This window comes from Actinomyces sp. HMT897 (genome assembly GCF_016626125.1).
Lineage (GTDB): Bacteria > Actinomycetota > Actinomycetes > Actinomycetales > Actinomycetaceae > Actinomyces.
Map to the genome: position 1 here is coordinate 533,029 of NZ_CP067336.1, position 19,253 is coordinate 552,281.

The 19,253-nt window shown below is 74.1% G+C and carries 15 protein-coding genes; 4 read left to right on the forward strand and 11 right to left on the reverse strand.

The window, feature by feature from the left end; translation table 11 throughout:
• Positions 1 to 17 precede the first annotated feature (17 nt).
• Both JJJ15_RS02200 and coaD read right to left on the reverse strand, forming a co-directional pair.
• Complete coding sequence (locus JJJ15_RS02200; RefSeq protein WP_106109300.1) at positions 18 to 569, reverse strand: ATPase; 552 nt, start codon at positions 567 to 569, stop codon at positions 18 to 20.
• Between the two features lie 75 nt (positions 570 to 644).
• Positions 645 to 1,139 (reverse strand): pantetheine-phosphate adenylyltransferase, encoded by a 495-nt coding sequence (coaD, locus tag JJJ15_RS02205; protein WP_200511884.1) that lies wholly within the window; start codon positions 1,137 to 1,139, stop codon positions 645 to 647.
• 147 nt (positions 1,140 to 1,286) lie between these two features.
• Here coaD and rsmD point away from each other — a divergent pair, with 147 nt between their 5' ends.
• Positions 1,287 to 1,856, forward strand: a complete 570-nt coding sequence (gene rsmD, locus JJJ15_RS02210; protein ID WP_200511309.1) for a 16S rRNA (guanine(966)-N(2))-methyltransferase RsmD — start codon at positions 1,287 to 1,289, stop codon at positions 1,854 to 1,856.
• A gap of 21 nt (positions 1,857 to 1,877) precedes the next feature.
• Here the strand turns inward: rsmD and JJJ15_RS02215 are convergent, their stop codons facing one another.
• Complete coding sequence (locus JJJ15_RS02215; RefSeq protein ID WP_200511310.1) at positions 1,878 to 3,374, reverse strand: sulfatase-like hydrolase/transferase; 1,497 nt, start codon at positions 3,372 to 3,374, stop codon at positions 1,878 to 1,880.
• A gap of 606 nt (positions 3,375 to 3,980) precedes the next feature.
• Here JJJ15_RS02215 and JJJ15_RS02225 point away from each other — a divergent pair.
• Positions 3,981 to 4,442: a substrate-binding domain-containing protein gene (locus JJJ15_RS02225; RefSeq protein WP_246742217.1), complete on the forward strand. Its 462-nt coding sequence runs from the start codon at positions 3,981 to 3,983 to the stop codon at positions 4,440 to 4,442.
• Between the two features lie 8 nt (positions 4,443 to 4,450).
• Here JJJ15_RS02225 and JJJ15_RS02230 read toward each other — a convergent pair whose 3' ends face one another.
• The 3 genes from JJJ15_RS02230 to JJJ15_RS02240 form a co-directional block, all read right to left on the reverse strand.
• Positions 4,451 to 5,830 (reverse strand): MFS transporter, encoded by a 1,380-nt coding sequence (locus tag JJJ15_RS02230; protein WP_200511312.1) that lies wholly within the window; start codon positions 5,828 to 5,830, stop codon positions 4,451 to 4,453.
• A 93-nt stretch (positions 5,831 to 5,923) separates the two neighbouring features.
• Positions 5,924 to 8,329 carry an ATP-dependent DNA helicase RecG gene (locus JJJ15_RS02235; protein WP_200511885.1) on the reverse strand — a complete coding sequence of 802 codons (2,406 nt, stop codon included), beginning with the start codon at positions 8,327 to 8,329 and terminating at the stop codon, positions 5,924 to 5,926.
• A gap of 85 nt (positions 8,330 to 8,414) precedes the next feature.
• Complete coding sequence (locus tag JJJ15_RS02240) at positions 8,415 to 10,265, reverse strand: DAK2 domain-containing protein (RefSeq protein ID WP_246742218.1); 1,851 nt, start codon at positions 10,263 to 10,265, stop codon at positions 8,415 to 8,417.
• 692 nt (positions 10,266 to 10,957) lie between these two features.
• On the opposite strand from JJJ15_RS02240, the gene rpmB reads away from it, so the two are divergent.
• Positions 10,958 to 11,149, forward strand: a complete 192-nt coding sequence (rpmB, locus tag JJJ15_RS02245) for a 50S ribosomal protein L28 (protein ID WP_003785965.1) — start codon at positions 10,958 to 10,960, stop codon at positions 11,147 to 11,149.
• 326 nt (positions 11,150 to 11,475) lie between these two features.
• A complete protein-coding gene (locus tag JJJ15_RS12810) occupies positions 11,476 to 12,114 on the forward strand; it encodes a hypothetical protein (RefSeq protein WP_246742114.1) in 639 nt (212 codons plus the stop codon).
• 247 nt (positions 12,115 to 12,361) lie between these two features.
• Here the strand turns inward: JJJ15_RS12810 and JJJ15_RS02255 are convergent, their stop codons facing one another.
• From JJJ15_RS02255 to JJJ15_RS02275, 5 genes are all read right to left on the reverse strand, one after another.
• Positions 12,362 to 12,829 (reverse strand): GNAT family N-acetyltransferase, encoded by a 468-nt coding sequence (locus JJJ15_RS02255; protein WP_200511314.1) that lies wholly within the window; start codon positions 12,827 to 12,829, stop codon positions 12,362 to 12,364.
• Between the two features lie 219 nt (positions 12,830 to 13,048).
• On the reverse strand, positions 13,049 to 15,025 hold the full coding sequence (locus tag JJJ15_RS02260) for an ABC transporter ATP-binding protein (RefSeq protein ID WP_200511315.1): 1,977 nt from the start codon (positions 15,023 to 15,025) through the stop codon (positions 13,049 to 13,051).
• On the reverse strand, positions 15,022 to 16,755 hold the full coding sequence (locus JJJ15_RS02265) for an ABC transporter ATP-binding protein (RefSeq protein WP_200511316.1): 1,734 nt from the start codon (positions 16,753 to 16,755) through the stop codon (positions 15,022 to 15,024). Before JJJ15_RS02265 ends, JJJ15_RS02260 begins: the two co-directional genes overlap by 4 nt.
• A 169-nt stretch (positions 16,756 to 16,924) precedes the next feature.
• Positions 16,925 to 18,022 (reverse strand): thiamine-phosphate kinase, encoded by a 1,098-nt coding sequence (gene thiL / locus JJJ15_RS02270; RefSeq protein ID WP_200511317.1) that lies wholly within the window; start codon positions 18,020 to 18,022, stop codon positions 16,925 to 16,927.
• Positions 18,009 to 19,184, reverse strand: a complete 1,176-nt coding sequence (locus tag JJJ15_RS02275; RefSeq protein WP_200511318.1) for a D-alanine--D-alanine ligase family protein — start codon at positions 19,182 to 19,184, stop codon at positions 18,009 to 18,011. The genes thiL and JJJ15_RS02275 overlap by 14 nt, the downstream gene beginning before the upstream one ends.
• Positions 19,185 to 19,253: the final 69 nt, after the last annotated feature.

The following is a 19,253-nucleotide window of genomic DNA, read 5'->3' on the forward strand; positions in this document are numbered from 1 at the left end:
CGGCCTACCGGGGCGGCTCAGCGGGTGGCGGAGGGGTCCACCGACCACACGGCGCGGCGTCGGGGCTCCTCGACGACCGCGGGCTGCGCCTGGGGGGCGGCGGTCTCCCCGATACGGGAGGCCAGGACCTCCCGGCCCGCCCGGACCTGGTCACCCACGCGGGCGAGCTCGCTCTCCAGGCCGGCCAGGACCTTGTCGCAGTAGTCGTCGGCCCCGGCGCGCAGCTGGGCGGCCTGGGCCTCGGCGGCCTCCACAATGAGGTCGGCCCGCTGGGTGGCGTTGCGCACCACGTTCTCGGAGGCGATGAGCTGCTCGGCCTCGTCCTGGGCGCGGCGCACAATGCGCTCGGCCTCCGCCTGGCCCTGGGCGACCCTGTCGGTGGCCTCGTCCAGGACGCTCTGGGCCTCCCGGACGGAGGTGGGCACGGCGGCCCGGGCCCGCTCGATGAGGTCCAGGGCCTCCTCGCGGTGGACGATGACGAGGGCGCTCATGGGCATGGTGCGGGCCGTGGAGATGAGGATGTCGAGCTCGTCCAGGATGGTCAGGAGCTCTCCGGTACGACTGGTCATGACGTCCCCTAGGTCAGGTAGGTGTGCGTGTTGGTGTGGGCTGCCACGGGCGGGTGCGGCGTGACGGCGTCGGGCTCACGTGCCCAGGGCCGCCACCAGGACGGGCAGGACGGGGGCCGGCACCAGGGCGCTGACGTCCCCCCCGTGGCGGGCCACGTCCTTGACCAGGGAGGAGGAGAGGTGGGCGTGGCCGGGGGCGGCGGCCAGGAACACGGTCTCGGGGCCCCCCAGGTCACGGTTGAGCAGGGCCATGGGCAGCTCGGCGTCCAGGTCGGTGCCGTTGCGCAGGCCCCTGACGATGGCGGTGGCCCCGCGCCGGCGGCAGTAGTCCGCCAGGAGCCCGGGGACCACGTCCACCTCCACCCCCGGCAGGTGGGCCAGGGCGGCCCGGGCCGTGTCCAGGCGCTGCTCCAGGCTCAGCAGGTGGCGTCCCGCCTTGTCGGCGTTGTGGGCGACCCCCAGCACGACCCGCGTGAACAGGCCCGCGGCCCGCTCCACGACGTCCACGTGCCCCAGGGTCAGGGGGTCGAAGCTCCCGGGGCAGACCGCGAGGGCCTCCCCGGCCGGGATGCTGGGCGTGCTGGTCACGGCGTGCAGGGTAGTGGGAGCGTGTCAGGCGGTGGGGGACCCTCGCCGGACAGGAGTCGTCACAGTCAGGTCACGGTTGTCCCAGGTCGGCCGCCCCCACCGCCCCGCGCCCTCGCGTAGGCTCCGGGTATGACCAGGATCGTGGCAGGCAGCGTCGGGGGCCGACGCATTGAGGTGCCCCGAGGCGGGACACGCCCCACCTCCGAGCGGGTGCGGGAGGCGCTCTTCGCCCGCCTGGGGCACTACGGGGTGCTCGACGGCGCCCGGGTCCTGGACCTGTGCGCGGGCTCGGGGGCCCTGGGCCTGGAGGCGGCCAGCCGCGGCGCCACGGACGTCACCCTGGTTGACTCCTCCCGTGCCGCGACCGCCGTGTGCGCACGCAACACCCGCTATCTGGGGCTGCGCGGGGTGCGCGTGGTGACCGCCAAGGTGGTCCCCTTCCTGGCCGGCGTGGCCGGGGCCCCGGTGGAGCTGGTGCTCCTGGACCCGCCCTACCACCTGCCCGAGGCCGACCTGGCCGCGATGCTGGCGCCCCTGGCGCGTACGCAGGACCCGTGGCTGGCCCCCGCCGGCGTGGTCGTGGTCGAGCGCTCCTCGCGCACCCCCGAGCCCACCTGGCCCGTGGGCCTGGAGCGCCTGGCCCACAGGCGCTACGGCGAGACCGTCCTGTGGTTCGCCGCTCCGGCCGGGGAGGGCTGAGGCGGCTCGCTGACGCGGCTCTCAGCTGGCGTCGTCCCCGGCGTCCTCTCCGGCGTCGTCCCCTCCGGCCTGGATCCCGTCCAGGGAGGGCCCGCCGGGCACGTAGGTGCGGGCGTCGTCGTAGCCGCGGCGCGGGGGGTGGACCTGCCCGCGGCCGCGCACGTCGCGCTCCCAGGCCCGGTCCACCGCGTTCTCGTGGGCGGCGAACCAGTCCTCCAGGGCGGCGTGCAGGTCGGAGACGACCGTGGCGTAGGCGGGCAGCGAGGCCAGGTTCTCGCGCTCCTGGGGATCCTGGGCCAGGTCGTAGAGCTCGGTGGGGCCGACGTGGCGCTCAATGAGCTTGAGGTCCCCGTCGCGGATCATGCGCCCGCCACCGTACTCGTCGTAGACGACGACGCTCGCCTCCGGGGTGTCGGGCACCTGCCCGGTGACGAGCCCGGCCACGGATCCGGCCACGCGCAGGGGGTCCTCGGGGGCGCTGACCCCGGCGAGCTCGCACACGGTCTCCAGAAAGGTGCAGGCCGAGGCGTGGGCCGTCACGCGCCGCGCCTGGGTCTGGCCGGGAAGGTGGACGAGGAAGGGGACGCGCACCGAGCTCTCCCAGAAGTTGAGCGGCCAGGTGCCGTTGCCCTTGCCCCACACGCCATGGTGACCGGTGGAGAAGCCGTTGTCCGACATGTACACGATGATCGTGTCCTGCTCCGCCCCGCACTCGCGCAGCTCGTCGAAGATGGCTCCCAGGGCGCGGTCGACGCCGGACAGGCTGGCCGCGTAGCCGCGCAGGCTGGGCAGCGGGTCGGCCCAGGCGTCGTCGAAGTCGTCCAGGGCCCGGGCCCAGGGGTGGCGCTCCTCCCGCGGGACGGAGGGGAAGTCGCAGTCCGCGTACAGGTCGGTCAGCTCCCTGGGGTGGGCGTCCACCCACGGGGAGTGGGGGGCGGTGAAGCAGACCTGCAAGTAGAAGGGGCTGCGGGTGGTGGCGTCCTGCGCCCCGGCCGGGCCGCCGGTGGCCTGGCGGAGGAAGGCGCAGGCCTCCTCGGCGATCGCGTCGGTCAGGTAGCGCCCCTCCTCGGCCCGTCGCCCGTCCCTGGTCCACACCGGGGCGCCGTAGTAGGGCCCGCCCCCCAGGCGGTGGGCGTACCAGTAGCTGAAGCCCGGGGCGGGGCGCTTAGAGGAGCCCACGTGCCACTTGCCCACCATGGCGCACACGTACCCGGCCTCCTCCAGCGCCTGCGGGAGGGTCGTCAGGCCGCCGAGGTAGTCGTCCTCGTGGGCGTCGGGGTGGCGCTCCCCGACGAGCCAGTCGTGGACCCCGTGCGCGCTGGGCATGCGCCCGGTCAGGAGGGAGGCCCGCGACGGGGAGCACACCGGGGAGGCGCAGTAGTAGTTCTCGAAGCTGGTCGAGCGGGACACGAGGTCGTCCAGGACCGGGGTGACGAGCTCGGGGCACGTACGGCTCATGGCCCAGGGGCCCTGGTCATCGGTGAGGACTACCAGCACGTTGGGGTGCGGCTGCGTCATGGTGATCACCTCTCGGGTGGTGTCTCTGGTCGTTATCATTGGTCGGGAGCAGGGGAGGTCTGATGGGACGTGCGACCAGGGCGGACGTGGCCCGCCTGGCGGGGGTCTCGCTGGCGACCGTGTCGCACGTGATGAACGGGCACGCGGAGAGGCTGGGGTTCGCCCCGGCGACGGCCGAGCGCGTGCGGGCCGCGGCCGCCGAGGTCGGCTACGTCCCACGGGCCTCGGCCCGCACGCTGCGCTACCAGCGCAGCCGGGTGGTGGCCGTCGTCGTCCCCGACCGCTCCCACGCGCTGCGCCTGCCGGTGGTCAACGAGATCCTCATTGGCGCGATGGACCGGGCCCGGTCCCTGGGCTACTTCGTGCTGCCGGTCCCCGTGGACCAGGATCCGGGCCAGGCCCTGGTGCACGCCCTGGGCGACGTCGACCTGGCCGGGGCGGTGTGCCGTCCGGAGGACCTCGACGACGCCACCCGCAGGATCCTGCTCAAGGCCGAGGTGCCGGTCGCGTGGGTACGTACCGGCGAGCCGGCCGTCCCCGCCCCGGGGGCCGTGAGCCTGGGCGTGGACGAGCAGGTCGGGGTCAGAGCCATCCTGGCGGCCACGGATCTGGAGGGGACGCGCCGCCCGGTCCACCTTACCGGCCCGGGGCCCCTGTGGTCGCGCGCGCCGGGCCTTCCTGGAGCGGCTGGCCGGGGCCCGGGTGGTGCGGGCCGACGGGTGGCTCATCGAGGACGGCCTGGCGGCCATGACGGCCCTGCTGGAGAAGGGGGCGCCGGACCTGCTCTTCGGGGCCAACGACCAGCTGGCGGCCGGGGCGGTCCTCGCCGCCCGCCAGCACGGCGTCAGGGTCCCGGAGGACCTGCAGGTCATCGGCTTCGGGGACGCCACGCAGAGCGTGTCCCAGGCGCTGGGGCTGTCCACCGTGACGTGGCCCGTGGCCGAGCTCGGGGCCCTGGCCGTCCAGGCCGTCATCGACGGCGGGAGGCAGGGCCTGTGCCGGACCCTGGGGACGAGTCCCAGGGTCCGCATGACCACCCGGCCCCGGGGGCGGTCCCCCCGGGGCTGAGGACGGGCTCATGGGGCGACGGCCTCCGCGGCCTTAGGCACGTCGGCCGTGGCGGTGACCTCCTCCAGGCTGGCGGCGGTGGACGCCAGCCACGGGTTGCGCAGGACGAGGACGAACATGAGCGCGTAGACGACGCTGAAGGGCGCGATCGCGTAGAAGCCGTGGTCGTTAATGAGGCCCGGGAGCAGGAAGGCGGTGGTCGCCGACATCATGCGGGACAGGGACTGGGTGAGCCCCTGCCCGAAGCCCCGCAGCTCGGTGGGGTAGGCCTCGGAGGCCCACACCAGGCACAGGACGGCCGGGCCGAGCCAGGTGGCGAAGGACCAAGCGATGAAGGAGCCGAACAGGGCGACCTGGGAGGCCTGCCCCAGCAGCCCCATGGTCAGGGCCGCGACGGTGAGGACCGCGGCGGTGACCAGGCCCAGGCTGCGGCGGTTGACGGAGTCAATGAGCCGCACGCCGATGAGGACGGCCACCAGGCCCACGCAGTTGGCGATCAGGGAAATCAGGAGGTTGTTCCCGGCGGGCACGCCGGCCTGCTCGAAGATGACCGGGCCCATGAAGGACACGACGGGGCCGGCGGTGGTGTTGAGCATGAAGAAGGCCGTGCACACGAGTACGCGGCGGCGGGCCTCGCCCTTGAAGAGGCGGCGGTACTCGCGGTTGGTCCGGCGCGGCGGGGCCTGGAGGACCTCCTCGGAGAGCTCCAGGGCGTCCAGTATCTGCCAGGCCTCCTCGTCCCGGCCCTTCTGGATGAGCCAGCGGGGGGACTCGGGCAGCTGCTTGCGCAGCATGAGGACGCCGAAGGCCGGCAGCGCGGCGAAGAGGAACATGCCGCGCCACACCCAGTCGTGGTGCGCCACGGGCACGACGGCCTTGAGGAACATCGCCAGGAGGATGGAGAAGATGGCCCCGAGGATGAGGGTGATGGTGGGCAGGGAGCCGGCCAGGCGGCCGCGGCTGGACTTGGGGGCGACCTCGGCGAGGAAGGCGCAGGAGGTGGACAGGTCCATGCCGATGGCCACGCCGATGAGGAAGCGCATCACCCACAGCATCCACACCTGGGTGATGAACGCGGCGCCGACGGCGGTGACGATGAAGACCCACAGGTTGAAGGCGAAGACCTTCTTGCGGCCCACCCGGTCCGCGATGTCGCCGAAGAGGACCAGCCCCAGGGCGGTACCGACGAAGGAGATCGCCACGAGGAGGCCCTTGTCCGTCGCGGTGAGGGTGAAGGTCTTGGTCAGGAAGACCATGGCGACGCCTATGACGGTGAGGTCGTAGCCGTCGATGAACTCCCCGAAGGCGATGAGGGTGGGGGACCATCGCTTGATGAAGCGGGCCCGGCGCGCGTCCACGTAGACGGTGCCCGTCGCTGACTGACCCATGGCTCTATAGCTCCTTTGCTGGCGGGATGGGCGAGTGGGCCCTACTTTATCACGTGATAAGTGCAGATGGTGACACCTTTCGGCCCCTGTCGCTCAGGACCGCTCAAGGTAGGCCTGGTTCTCCTCGTCGAGGCGCTGGGTGATGGCGGCGGCCAGGGCGGGGTGGTCCTCCAGGCCGGGGTCGGCGGCGACGATCGCCTCCGCCTGGGACCGCACCCGCTCAATGAGGTCCGCGTCCCGGGTGACCCGCAGCAGGTCCAGGTCGCTGCGGCGCCCGGACTGGGCGGCCCCCAGGACGTTGCCCTCGCTGCGCAGCTCCAGGTCCGCCTCGGCCAGGGCGAAGCCGTCGGTCGTGCCCGCGAAGGCCTTGAGGCGGTGGAAGGCGGTGGAGTCCACCTCCGCGCCGGTCACCGCCATGCAGACGCTGGGCCGGCTGCCGCGCCCTACGCGCCCGCGCAGCTGGTGGAGCTGGGACAGGCCGAAGCGGTCGGCGTCCAGGACCACCATCATGGTGGCCTCGGGCACGTCCACGCCCACCTCGACCACGGTGGTGGAGACCATGAGCGGGCAGCGCCCGGAGGCGAAGGCCCGCATGGCCGCCTCCTTGTCCGCCGGGCTCATGCGGCCGGTCAGGCTGGTGACACCCACCCCGGCCAGGGCGGGCTCGGCGGCCAGGAGACGGGCCCACTCGGCCACGGAGGCCAGGGGGCGCCCCGGGGCCTCGCCCGGAGGCGGGGGCGCCCCGCCGCGACCCTGCCCGCGCCCGGCACCCCCGGGGCCGGTGGGGCGGCCGGGGCTGGCGCGGCCCTGCCCGCGCTCGCCGCGCCCGGGGCCAGCCGCCTCCCCCGCGCCCGCCGTCGTCCCGGCACCGTCCTCCTCCCCGGCGGTGTCGGTGGCGTCGATACGGGGGCAGACCACGTAGACGCGCCCGCCCGCGGCGACCTCCTGGGCGGCACGGCGCCACAGCCCCGCGACCCAGGCGGGGCGGTCCCAGGGCACCAGGAAGGTCTGGACCCGGCCGCGTCCGGCGGGCAGCTCGTCCAGGACGCTGACGGCCAGGTCCCCGAAGACGGTCATGGCGATGGTGCGCGGAATGGGGGTGGCCGTCATGACCAGCAGGTGCGGGGTGCGGGGTACACCGGTGACGGGGTCGGCCACCGCCCCGCGCTCACGCAGGGCGTCACGCTGGGCGACGCCGAAGCGGTGCTGCTCGTCCACCACCACCAGGCCCAGGAAGGGCAGCTGGACGGTCTCGGCGAGCAGAGCGTGGGTGCCCACCACGACCGCCGGCTCCCCGCCCGCGAGCGCGGCCAGGATCTCGCGGCGCCGGGGGGCGGGGGTGGAGCCGGTCAGGAGGTGGACGCGGGTGGCGCGCACGACGTCCCGGGCCGGCGGGGCGGGGGTGGAGCCGGGGGCCACGACGCCGGGGGCGGGCGGGGCGGCCGCGTCCGCCCCGCCCAGGCGCCCGGCCTGCCCGCAGGGCCCCAGCAGCTGCTCCAGGGAGTCCCGGTGCTGGGCGGCCAGGACCTCGGTGGGGGCCAGGAGGGCGGCCTGCCCGCCGGCCCCGACCACCTGGAGCATGGCCCGCAGAGCCACCAGGGTCTTGCCGCTGCCCACGTCACCCTGCAGGAGGCGCTGCATGGGGACGGTGGAGGCCAGGTCCTGGGCGATCTCCGCCCCCACCCGCTGCTGGGCGCCGGTCAGGGCGTAGGGCAGGGCGGCGTCCAGGTCGGCGCGCAGGGAGCCGGTGGGCGCGGGGACGGGCCAGGCCACGGCGCTGGTGGTGGCGGCGTGCTCGGCGCGGGCGGCGGCCAGGGCGGTCAGCAGGACGAGGGCCTCCTCGTGGCGCAGGCGCCGTCGGGCCGCCTTCCACTGCGCGCTAGTGGCGGGGGCGTGGACCCACTGGTAGGCGGTCAGGGCGTCCACCAGCTGCTCGCGGGCGCGCAGGTCGGGTGGCAGGGGCTCGGGGACGTCGTCGGGGCCGAGCTGGTCCAGCACGGTGCGCACGGCGGTGGCCACGCGCCAGGAGGGCAGGGCGTCGGTGGCCGGGTAGATGGGGACGGGGCGGGCCAGGAGGGCCTCGCGCCCGGCCTGGTCGAGGTCGTCCAGGACCTGGAAGCGGGGGCTGGCCAGCTGGCGGCGCCCGTGGTGGCGCCCCACCTTGCCGCTGAGCAGGACGGTGGTGCCCGGGGCCAGGCGGGTGGCGTAGGTGGACATGAGCCTGACGGTCCCGAACAGGACGACGTCCATCTCCCCCACGCCGTCGGTGACGGTGGCCTCCAGGACGGCCGGGGGGCGGCCGCTGCGGGTGCGGCGCGAGGAGCAGCGGGTGACCTCGGCCTGGAGGGTGACCTGCTCGCCGTCGACCAGGGTGCGCAGGTCGGTCAGCTCCCCCCAGGTGTCGTAGCGGCGGGGCAGGTGGCGCATGAGGTCGGCGCCGGTGTCCAGGCCGTACCGGGCGAGCTGGGCGGCGGTGCGGCCGCCCACCAGGCGCCCCAGGGGCCGCTCCAGGACCGGCACGGACTCCGGGGGCGGGACGACGGCGCCCCGGCCCGTGGGCCCGGTCCCCGGGGCGGTGGCTCGGCTACTCAATGGCCAGCAGGACGTCGGGGTGGATCTGGCCGCCGGCGTGGACGACCACCTCCACGCTGTCGCCCCCGCCCAGGTCGTCGGCGCTGTGGACGCCCCCGCCCGGGGAGGTCCCCGAGGCGGCGCCGGCGGCCAGGGCGCCGACGTCGGGGACGGCGTCGCGGCCCAGGATGACGGTCAGGAGCTCGTCGTCGGCACGCAGGACGGAGGCGATGGTGCGGGCCACGGCCTCCGGCTCGGCGTCGGCGCCGGACAGGGCGATGGTGCGCATGCGCGCGGCGGCGCGGGAGGCGCGGCGCACCACCTCGACGGCCTGCTCCCCCTGGTGCTCCTCGGCCACGGCCACGGCGGCCGCCAGGACGCGGGCCTCGTCGTCGGTGTCGCACACCAGGAGCTGGATGCCCTCCCGGGCGACCTCGCACTCAGCCGACCGGGACCCCCAGGAGGGCGCGCCCTGGGTGCTGGCGGTGGAGGAGACGGCGCGGGCCGCCAGGAGGCGGGCGGCCTCGTGGGCCGCGGTCACGCAGGCGGCGTCGCAGGGCAGGACCACGGCCTCGTTGAGGCCGATGTCCCCGGCGGCCCGCATCACCCCCTCGCGCTCGGGGTCCAGGACGACGACGGCGCCGGTGCGGGCCAGCTGCTCCACGAGCCCCGGGGCGCGGGTGCAGGCGATGACGCCGATACGGCGCGGGGGCGGTGCGGGCAGGGAGCGGCCCGGCGGGTACTGGGAGGGGTGGGTGCGCACGGAGTGGGCCCGGCGCCCGGCCCTGCGCGCGGCCAGGCGCTCGAAGGAGACCACGCGCGCGCTGCCATCCCCCTCCCCGGCGCCCCAGGGCAGGGGCGGCTCGTCGGGGACGTGGACCAGGGCCGTGGGGTGGAGGTGGTGGACGCAGATCTGGCGGGCGCGGCCAGCCCGGGGCAGGGCGGCCCGGGGGACGTCGGTGTGGACGTGGACCTGGAACAGGCCCACCCCCAGGGCGTCCGGGGTGCCGACCACGCCCACGGAGTCGCCGACCTCCTCCAGGTGGCGGCGCAGGGAGGCGGCCTGGGCGCTGGTGGCCTCCAGGAGGTACATGACCTCGAACTCGCCGGTGGAGACCCCGTCCACCTCCGACCCCGAGGCCTGGTGGAGGCCGCCGGCGGCGAGGTCGTTGAGCATCTGGCAGGCCACGTCGGAGTAGGGCGAGCGCACCGCGCCACGGGAGGCGAGGTAGGGGGTGGCACCGGCGACCCCGGCGTCAATGGTGTCCGACAGGGCGGTCAGGAGCAGCATGAGGGCCGCCCCCCCGGCGTCCACCGGACCGTGTCCCAGCCCACCGGTCTCCACCACGGACTCCTGGGCCCCGAAGGCGGCGGAGGCGGCGACGGCGGACAGGGTGGCGGGGCAGTCGGCGGAGGAGTCGGCCAGGGCGTCCCGGGCGGCGGCGGCGGCGTCCTGGGCGACGGTGAGCAGGGTGCCGGTCACCGGGTGGGAGACGGCCGCCCAGGTGGTGGTGGCCATGCGCTCGTAGGCCGTCACGAGCTCCACGGGGCGCAGGCCCGCGGGGTGGGGCGTCTCGGCGCTGACGTCCGCCAGGGCGGCCAGGGCCTGGGAGATGAGCAGCCCGGAGTTGCCGCGCGCCCCCCGCAGGGCGCCGTCGGCTGCCGCCCGCGCGGTCTGGGCGACGTCGGCCCCCGCGGGCAGCAGCCGCAGGGCGTCGGAGGCAGCACGCAAGGTGAGCAGGACGTTGGTCCCTGTGTCTGCGTCCGGGACGGGGAAGACGTTGAGGGAGTCCACCAGGGCCCGGGTCCGTTCCGCCAGGTGCACGGCCAGTCCCAGCCAGTGTGCCACGACCCGGGCACCCATGATCTCTAACGGGGCGGAGGCTTCGCAGGACGCACTGACTGACTCCATCACCGCCTCCCTCCTCCAGGCGCCGTCGCGCTCGACGGCCGATAGTGCGGACGTATCAAGCCTACCCGTCGGGGGACCATCCCTCACTTCGAGTGACAACCGGCCTGGTGGAGGACGGCGGCGTAAGCACCGGGATCAGGCGGGTGGGCGGGCGCGGGGCCGGGGGTGCGCCCCGGGCCGGGGTGCGCCCCGGGCCGGGGTGCGCCCCGGGGCGGGCGGGTGGGCTGGGGTTGGTGCGCCCAGGGCGCCCCCGGGGCCGGGTGGGTGGCACGAGCGACTCCGGGCACCCCTCGGATCAGGCAGGTGGGCGGTGTGGTCGCCCGCCCCGGGCGCAGGGCCAGCCGGGCGACGCCGAGGCCGGAGCCGGGCGGGCAGGTGGCAGCCGGTCGCAGGTGGTACGGGCGGCCCCGGGCGCCCAGGTCCGGGTCCCGCTCCTCCGGTGGGCCAGCCCGTGCCGGACGGCCCCGGGGGCGCGCAGGCCCGGGACCAGCGGCATGTGCCTCATTCCACGCCGTCTTCGCTTGGGGGCGGCCCCGGGCGTCGGCTATGGTGTCCGGGTTGCCCTAGGCGCGCCCTGGGGCGGTAGACCTTTCGCCGGGCCGTTCGGCTCGAGCGTTCACGCAAGAAGATTCAGGAGTGAGACCGTGGCTGCTGTGTGCGACGTCTGCGGCAAGGGACCCATCTTCGGCAAGAGCGTCTCGCACTCCCACGTGCGGACCAACCGCCGGTGGAACCCGAACATCCAGCGCGTGCGTGCCCTCGTCAACGGCGCCCCCAAGCGCCTCAACGTGTGCACGTCCTGCCTCAAGGCCGGCAAGGTGACGCGCAATATCTGAGGCGCGCCTCCCCGACCTCACCTCCCAGGGCCGTCAGCCACCGTGGCTGGCGGCCTCTTGACGCCCACCCACCTCCCACTCCCTCTCCCGCGAGAACGGTACTTATTGCTCGCGAGAACGGTACTTGTTCGTCGCGAGAACGGGCGCTGTCCACAGTCTCCCCCACATCGGGCCGCGCACCACCAGCGGCACCCGAGCTGCACGTTCACCTTGACTGGACGGCGCCGCGCCAGCCACCCGGACGACGCCCGGGCACGCTGGGGCCAGAAGGGGCGTGCGGCGACCATGGCCACCCGGACGACGCCCGGGCACGCTAGGCTACCGGCATGAGCCCTGCGGTCCCGGCCCTCGACGTCCCCGCGGTGCCGCTGGAGGCCGTGCCCCGCTACGACGTGTGGGTGGTGTGCCCCCGGTGCGCCGGCCCCGCGTACGTGAGCGTCCACGACGTCCTGTGCACCCGCTGCACCTGGCTGGCCCGCGGGGCGAGCCCGGGGTACTGGTGCGGCTGCTGCCAGAAGTGGGAGGGGGACCGGCCCTCCCCCGCGAGCCCGGTACCCACCCACCTGACCTGGCGGTGCCCGGCCTGCGGCCGCCGTGAGTCCACCTCGGCGCCTTTGACCGCCCGGGCCCGTCCCACCCGCCGGTGCGCCTGCGGCACCGCCCAGACACTCACCGGCCGCCGTCCCCTGATGCCCGTGGCCCAGGGGGTGGACGCCCTCTACGGGCTGCCGTTCTACCTGAGCACGCCGTGCGCCGGGCACGTGCTCTGGGTGGCCAACGCCGAGCACGCCCGCTACCTGGAGCGCTACGTGGGGGCCCGGATCCGCCCCCGCCGCCACCAGGACGGCAGACTGGAGCTGGGGCACTTCCTGCCTGCCTGGATCACCAGCGGCCACAACCGTGACACGGTCCTGCGCGCCCTGACCCACCTCCTGGCCCGAGCCGCCGAGCTGGACCGGCGGTAGGCCCGCGCCGGGGCACCCACCCGACGTCGCCCACCTGGCACCACCTGCCCGACGCCGCACGCCGCCCCCGGCCCGCGGTAGGTGGCCGGGACGCCCTGCCAGGTGGCCGGGATGTCCTGGAGCCCGAGGACGAGCTCATCATCCCTTGGCCGCGGCAGGTGGCCGGGAACCCTTGCGGGGTCCGTAGCGCCCCGGCCCGCGCGCAGCACGCAGGGCGCACCGCGGCAGGCCGGGGGCGCGGTCGTCCTCAGCTGGCCGTATCGCGCACGTAGCAGCACGTCCCCAGGGCCTGGGCGGGCAGCAGGCCCAGTGAGCGGTAGAAGGCGAGGGTGGCCTCCTGGCTGTCGGTGAGCAGCGCGAGCTGACGCACGTGGGCAAAGCGCTCCAGGGCAGCGCGCAGGAGCACCGTACCCACCCCCTGACGCTGGTGGTCAGGGTGGACCAGGAGGTCCTGGACCCAGGCGATGGTGGCGTCGTCCCCCACCACCCGGACCAGGCCCACCAGCTGCCCGCGCGCGTCCCGGGCGGTGCTCACCCACAGGCTCTGACGTACCGCGCGCTCCAGGTTGTCGGGGTCGCGGGTGTACACCCCCCACCCGACGGCGTCGTACAGGACCACGAGCTCCTCACGGCGTGGAAGGCCGTCACCGTAGGTCCGGCCTGCGCCGTCGGTGGTACTTGCGGTCGCGGCGTCGGGGCAGGTGTCAGGGGCCATGGCCGAGGATCCTACAGGGTGAGGGTATCGGGCCGGGCCGCGACGAGCTCACTGGGCCGCGACGAGCTCGCCCGGCCGGGGCACCCGCCCGGTCCGGGCCCCGTGAGCCGCTGTGAGCGCCCGTTCTCACGACGAACAAGTACCGTTCTCACGACGAATAAGTACCGTTCTCACGGGAGGAGGCGGGGCGGGCGGGGGCGGGACGGGGCGGGCGGCGGGTCAGCCGGTCTCGCCCGCGAACTGGGAGGCGTGCAGACGGGCGTAGGCCCCGCCCGCAGCCAGGAGGGTCTCGTGATCCCCCTGCTCCACAATGTCCCCGTGCTCCATGACCAGGATGGTGTCGGCGTCACGGACGGTGGACAGGCGGTGGGCGATCACGAAGCTCGTCCGGCCCTGGCGCAGGGCGTTCATGGCCTGCTGGACCAGCAGCTCGGTGCGGGTGTCCACCGAGCTGGTGGCCTCGTCCAGGATGAGCACGCTGGGGTCGGCCACGAAGGCCCGGGCGATGGTGAGCAGCTGACGCTCCCCGGCGGAGATATTGGCGGCGTCCTCCTCCAGGACCGTCTCGTAGCCCTCGGGCAGGGCCCGGACAATGTGGTCCACGAAGCAGGCCCGTGCGGCCGCCTCCACCTCCTCGTCGCTGGCCCCGGGGCGCCCGTAGCGGATGTTCTCCCGGATCGTCCCCCCGAAGAGCCAGGGGTCCTGGAGGACCATGCCGGTGCGGGCCCTGACGTCGTGACGGCTCATGGTGGCGATGTCGCGGCCGTCCAGGAGCACCACCCCGCCGTCGACCTCGTAGAAGCGCATGAGGAGGTTGACCAGGGTGGTCTTGCCCGCGCCGGTGGGCCCCACAATGGCCACGGTGTGCCCGGGCTCCACGTGCAGGGACAGGTCGGTAATGAGCTCGGTGCCCGGGCTGTAGGAGAAGCGCACGTGACGCATCTCGATCACCCCGGGCCCGTCCGGGTCCACGTCGGTGGTGGCCGCCTCCTGCGGGCTCTCCTCCTCGGCGTCCAGCAGCTCGAAGACCCGCTCGGCGCTGGCGGTACCGGACTGCACGGCGGTGACCATGCCCCCCAGCTCGCCCAGGGGCTGGGAGAACTGCTGGGAGTACTGGATAAAGGCCTGCACGTCGCCCAGGCGCATGGACCCGGAGGCCACCATGAGCCCGCCGACCACGGCGATGGCCACGTAGGACAGGTTCCCGATGACCAGCATGACCGGCATCATGATCCCCGAGAGGAACTGGGCGCGCAGGCTGGAGCGGTACAGGTCCTCGTTCTGCTCGGCGAAGGCCTGGCGCACGGCCTGGGTGCGCCCGTAGGTACGCACCAGGGAGTGGCCGGAGAAGGACTCCTCCACACGCACGTTGAGCTTGCCGGTACGGGCCCACTGGTGGGTGAAGGCCCGCTGCGAGCGGGTGCCGACCACACCCGTGACGACGCCCATGAGCGGGATCATCCCCAGGGCCACCAGGGCCAGCTTCCAGGAGATGGAGAACATCATGGCCAGCACCCCGACGATCGTCATGATACTGGTCAGCGCGGTGGACATAGACTGCTGGAGGGTGTTGGTAACGTTGTCAATATCGTTGGTAACCCGTGAGAGCATCTCACCGCGCTGCATGCGGTCGAAGTAGCTCAGCGGCAGGCGGTGGATCTTGTCCTCCACGTCCTGGCGCAGGGAGTACAGGGCCCTGACGGTGACCCGGTTGAGCAGGTAGCCCTGCAGCCAGGTCAGGACCGCCGAGCCCAGGTACAGCAGGGTGACCAGCACCAGGATCCGCCCCAGGCGCGGGAAGTCGATACCGGCACCGGGGACCAGGTCCATGGCCGAGATCATGCTGGCGAGGTCGTCCTGGCCCTGGGCCCGCAGCGCGGCCACGGCCTGCTCCTTGGTGGTCCCCGCGGTCATACTGGCGGAGATGACGCCCTCGAAGATGACGTTGGTGGCCCGCCCCAGGATCTTGGGCGCCGCCACGGCGGCCACGACGCCGGCCACGGCAGCCGCCACGCACACCACCAGCTCGACCTTGAAACGGGTCAGGATCCCGATCATGCGGGTGAAGGAGGGCCAGAAGGCCTTCGCCCTGCCCGGGGGCGGACCGGCCTCGGGGCCCCCGGAGGCGGCCAGGGCCTCCTGGGCCAGGGTCAGGTCGTCCTCGGCGAGGACGTCGGTGGTGGTGGGCTCGCTCATGCGGTGGCCTCCGTTCCGAGCTGGGAGGTGACGATCTCGCGGTAGGTCTCGCTGGTGGCCAGGAGCTCGGCGTGGGTGCCCACGCCCACCAGGCGCCCGGCGTCCAGGACGAGGATCTGGTCGGCGTTGACGACGGTGGACACGCGCTGGGCCACGACGATCTTGGTAATACCCGGGGTAGCCGGCCCCAGGGCCCGGCGCAGGCGCGCGTCGGTGGCCACGTCCAGGGCGGAGAAGGAGTCGTCAAAGAGCAGGACGGCGGGACGACGCACCAGGGCCCGGGCAATGGACAGGCGCTGGCGCTGGCCGCCGGAGACATTGGTACCGCCCTGGGCGATGGTGGCCTGGAGGGCGCCGTCCATGTCGGCCACGAAGTCGGCGGCCTGGGCCACCCTCAGGGCCTCCCACAGCTCCTCGTCGGTGGCGTCCTGGCGCCCCAGGCGCAGGTTGGTGGCCACCGTGCCGGCGAACAGGAAGGACTGCTGGGGCACGTAGCCGAGCTGGGACCACAGGGCCTCGGGGTCGGCGTCGCGTACGTCCACCCCGCCCACGACCACCCGTCCGCTGGTGGCGTCAATGAGGCGGGCGATGAGGGACATGACGGTGGACTTGCCCGAGCCGGTGGACCCCACGACGGCGGTGGTGGTCCCGGGTGCCACGCTCAGGCTCAGGTCGGTCAGGACGTTCTCCTGGGCGCCGGGGTAGGCGAAGCAGACCTTGTCCAGCTCCACGGAGCCGGGGGTCGGGAAGGTGGTGACGGCGTCGGGCCGGGTGGTCAGGGTGGGCTCGGTGGCCAGGACCTCGCTAATGCGCTCGGCGCACACGGCGGCGCGCGGGATCATAATGGTCATGAAGGAGGCCATGACAATACCGATGAGGATCTGCATGAGGTAGGCCATAAAGGCGATGAGGGTGCCCACCTCGGTGCTGCCGTTGCCCACCTGGTGGCCCCCGAACCAGACGACGCCCACGATCGTGAGGTCCAGCAGGAGCATGACCAGGGGGAACAGGAGGACGAAGAGCTGGCCCACGCGCTCCCCGACGTCGGTAATGCCCTGGTTGGCCGCCCGGAAGCGCTCCCTCTCGGCGTCCTCGCGCACGAAGGCGCGCACGACGCGGATACCGGTGAGCTGCTCGCGCAGGACGCGGTTAATGGTGTCCAGCCGGTCCTGGTAGGAGCGGAAGAGCGGGACCATGCGCGAGACCACCAGGACCACCGCCAGGAGCAGGACGGGCACGGAGACGGCAATGAGCCAGGACAGGCTGGGGGCCCGGCGCAGGGCCATGACAATGCCGCCGACGGCCATCATGGGGGCGGTCACCAGCATGGTGCACGACATCATGACGAACGTCTGGACCTGCTGGACGTCATTGGTGTTGCGCGTAATGAGGGAGCCCGAGCCGAAGCCGGAGACCTCCCGCTCCGAGAAGTCCCCCACGCGCTCGAAGACGGCTGCGCGCAGGTCGCGGCCCATGCCCATGGCGGCGCGGGCGGCGCACCAGGTGGCGGCGATGGTGGCGGCCCCCTCGAGCACGGAGACGACGAGCATGAGGCCGCCGGTGCGCCAGATGTAGCCGGTGTCACCGGTGGCCACACCCTTGTCAATGACGTCGGCGTTGAGGGTGGGCAGGTAGAGGGCGGCCATGGTCTGGACGAACTGGAGGACCAGGACGCCCACGAGCAGGCCCGTGTAGGGGCGCAGGTGCCTGCGTAGCAGTCGAGTGAGCACGCACGGAACATAGCAGCCTCACGCCACGTGAGGGTAAAGCGCGGGCCCGGCCGGACGCTCCCACGGACCTGCCCGGGGCGTGGCGGCCCGGGCTGCCGCGCCCGGCCCGCGTGGCTCGGCGGCCCAGCGCGGTCTGCCGCCATACCCGGCCCGATCCGCTGCGTCCGGCTCAGTGGAAGTGGTCCCAGCCCATGGAGGCGGGGGCCCTCCCGGCGACCAGGACCCCCGGGGCCTGCCCGGGGCGCGGGGCGTGGACGGACCCGATGGTGCGGGCCCCTGGGGGCAGGTGCCCCAGGGACGAGCGCGGCAGCGTGGACAGCATGCCGTGGTCCTCTCCCCCGGTCAGGACCCAGGTGCGAGCCAGGGGGCGCGCACCGACGCACGCCCCGGCACGGGAGCCCGGGACCGCGCCAGTACGGGAGCCCGGGACCGCCCCACCCCGCCCTGCCAGGAGCAGGGCCACCGGCTCCAGGAGGGCGAGGTCGGCGTCCAGGGCGCCCGGTGCGTCCGGCTCGTCGATCTGCACGACGACGCCGCTGGCCCGCGCCAGGCGGTCCGCGTCACGCACCAGGGAGTCCGAGACGTCCATCATGGCCGTGGCCCCGGCCAGCGCGAGCGCGGGGCCGGCCTCCAGCGGCGGGCAGGGGACCCGGAACAGCTCCCGGCAGCGGGCCGCCGTACCGCTCAGGTCGGCGTCCCCGTACCCGGCCTCCAGCAGGGCCAGGCCCGCCGCGCCGCACCCCAGGTTGCCCACGTGGACCAGCAGGTCGCCGTCGTGCGCCCCACCGCGCAGCACCGGGGGGCGTCCCCGGAGATCCCCCATGACAGTGACCGATACCACGATGGACTCCCCGCTGGACAGGTCCCCGCCCACCACCCCGACGCCGAGGGGGGCGCAGGCCCGCCCCAGGCCCCGGGCCAGGTCGGTCACCCAGGACACCGGGGTGTCCCCGGGCAGCACCAGGCCGACCACCAGGGCCACGGGGACCGCCCCCATGGCGGCGACGTCAGCGAGGTTCTGGGCGGCGGCCCGTCGCCCCACCTGCTGGGCGCTCATCCAGTCGGTACGGAAGTGGCGGCCCTCGACCAGCACGTCGGTGCTCACGCAGTAGCGCCCGTCAGGGGCGGCCAGGACCGCGCAGTCGTCCCCGACGCCCACCAGGGCCGCCGGGCTGGGAGGCAGCAGCGGGGCCAGGGCGGCCAGGAGCCCGGTCTCACCCAGGTCCGAGACGGTCCCCCCGGCGGCGGGCGCCTCAGCGGTTGACATCCGCAGGGCGCTCCAGGGCCAGCTCAATGAGCTCGGTGATCAGGTCCCGGTAGTCCAGGCCGGAGACCTGCCACATGTAGGGGTACATGGAGAAGGGGGTGAAGCCGGGCATGGTGTTGACCTCGTTGACGACGGCCGTCCCCTGGGGGGTGAGGAAGAAGTCCACGCGCGCCAGGCCCTCGCCCCCCAGGGCCTCGAAGGCCCGGGCGGCCGTGGTCATGAGCTGGTCCCGCTCCTGGGGACGCAGCGGGGCGGGGCAGACCATGTCCACCGCGTCGTGCGCCAGGTACTTGGTGCGGTAGTCGTAGAACTCCCCGGCACCGTGGGAGACGTCCATCCTGATCTCCCCGGGCTCGGCCACGCGCGGGGCGGCGTCGCCGTGACCGCCCAGGACCGCGACCTCGATCTCACGGCCGAAGACCCCGGACTCGACCAGGACCTTGGGGTCCACCTCACGGGCGGTCCCAATGGCGGCGGACAGGTCCTCGGGGCGGTCGACCTTGCTGATACCCAGGGAGGAGCCGGCGCGGGCGGGCTTGACGAACAGGGGGTAGGTCAGGGCGGCGCAGGCGTCCAGGACGGCGGCCGGGTCGTGGTGCCAGGCGCGGGGGGTGACCACCACGTGCGGGGCGGTGGGGATGCCCGCGGCGTTCAGGAGCACCTTGGTGACCTGCTTGTCCATGCCGGCGGCACTGGCCAGCACCCCGCAGCCCACGTAGGGCAGGCCCATCATCTCCAGCAGGCCCTGGATGGTGCCGTCCTCCCCGTAGGGGCCGTGCAGCAGGGGCAGGACGACGTCGACGGCCCCCAGCAGGTGCGTACCGGCGGGGGTGACGGCGCTCAGCGCCCCGCCGCCCGGGCGCATGGTCAGCTCGCCGCGTCCCAGGCCCGTGGCCGTGACCTCCACCGGCGGCTCGTCCCCGCGCAGCTCCAGGGCTGCGGGGTCGTCGTCCACCAGGACCCACTGGCCCTGCCGGGTCACGCCAATGGGCAGGACGTCGTAGCGCCGGCGGTCAATGGCGGACAGGACCCCGGCGGCGGTGGCGCAGGAGATGGTGTGCTCCCCGCTGCGGCCCCCGAAGACGACGGCGACGCGCGTCCTGCGCCCGCCAGCAGGGTTCGAGGGGGAGGTGACGGGGAGGGTCTGGGGTGTGTCAGGCATAGTCCCACGCTACCGCGCCGTGACACCTATCCTGGATAACGCATCCGGTTCCTGACGTGAGGAGAACCC

Excerpts from the sequence above, each read along its gene's own strand:
- JJJ15_RS02240 (WP_246742218.1), bottom strand. The coding sequence starts at position 10,265 with ATGGGTGCCCGGGTCGTGGCACACTGGCTGGGACTGGCCGTGCACCTG.
- thiL (WP_200511317.1), bottom strand. The coding sequence starts at position 18,022 with ATGTCAACCGCTGAGGCGCCCGCCGCCGGGGGGACCGTCTCGGACCTG.
- rsmD (WP_200511309.1), top strand. The coding sequence starts at position 1,287 with ATGACCAGGATCGTGGCAGGCAGCGTCGGGGGCCGACGCATTGAGGTG.
- JJJ15_RS02200 (WP_106109300.1), bottom strand. The coding sequence starts at position 569 with ATGACCAGTCGTACCGGAGAGCTCCTGACCATCCTGGACGAGCTCGAC.
- JJJ15_RS02230 (WP_200511312.1), bottom strand. The coding sequence starts at position 5,830 with ATGGGTCAGTCAGCGACGGGCACCGTCTACGTGGACGCGCGCCGGGCC.
- JJJ15_RS02255 (WP_200511314.1), bottom strand. The coding sequence starts at position 12,829 with ATGGCCCCTGACACCTGCCCCGACGCCGCGACCGCAAGTACCACCGAC.
- JJJ15_RS02260 (WP_200511315.1), bottom strand. The coding sequence starts at position 15,025 with ATGAGCGAGCCCACCACCACCGACGTCCTCGCCGAGGACGACCTGACC.
- JJJ15_RS12810 (WP_246742114.1), top strand. The coding sequence starts at position 11,476 with ATGAGCCCTGCGGTCCCGGCCCTCGACGTCCCCGCGGTGCCGCTGGAG.
- JJJ15_RS02215 (WP_200511310.1), bottom strand. The coding sequence starts at position 3,374 with ATGACGCAGCCGCACCCCAACGTGCTGGTAGTCCTCACCGATGACCAG.
- JJJ15_RS02275 (WP_200511318.1), bottom strand. The coding sequence starts at position 19,184 with ATGCCTGACACACCCCAGACCCTCCCCGTCACCTCCCCCTCGAACCCT.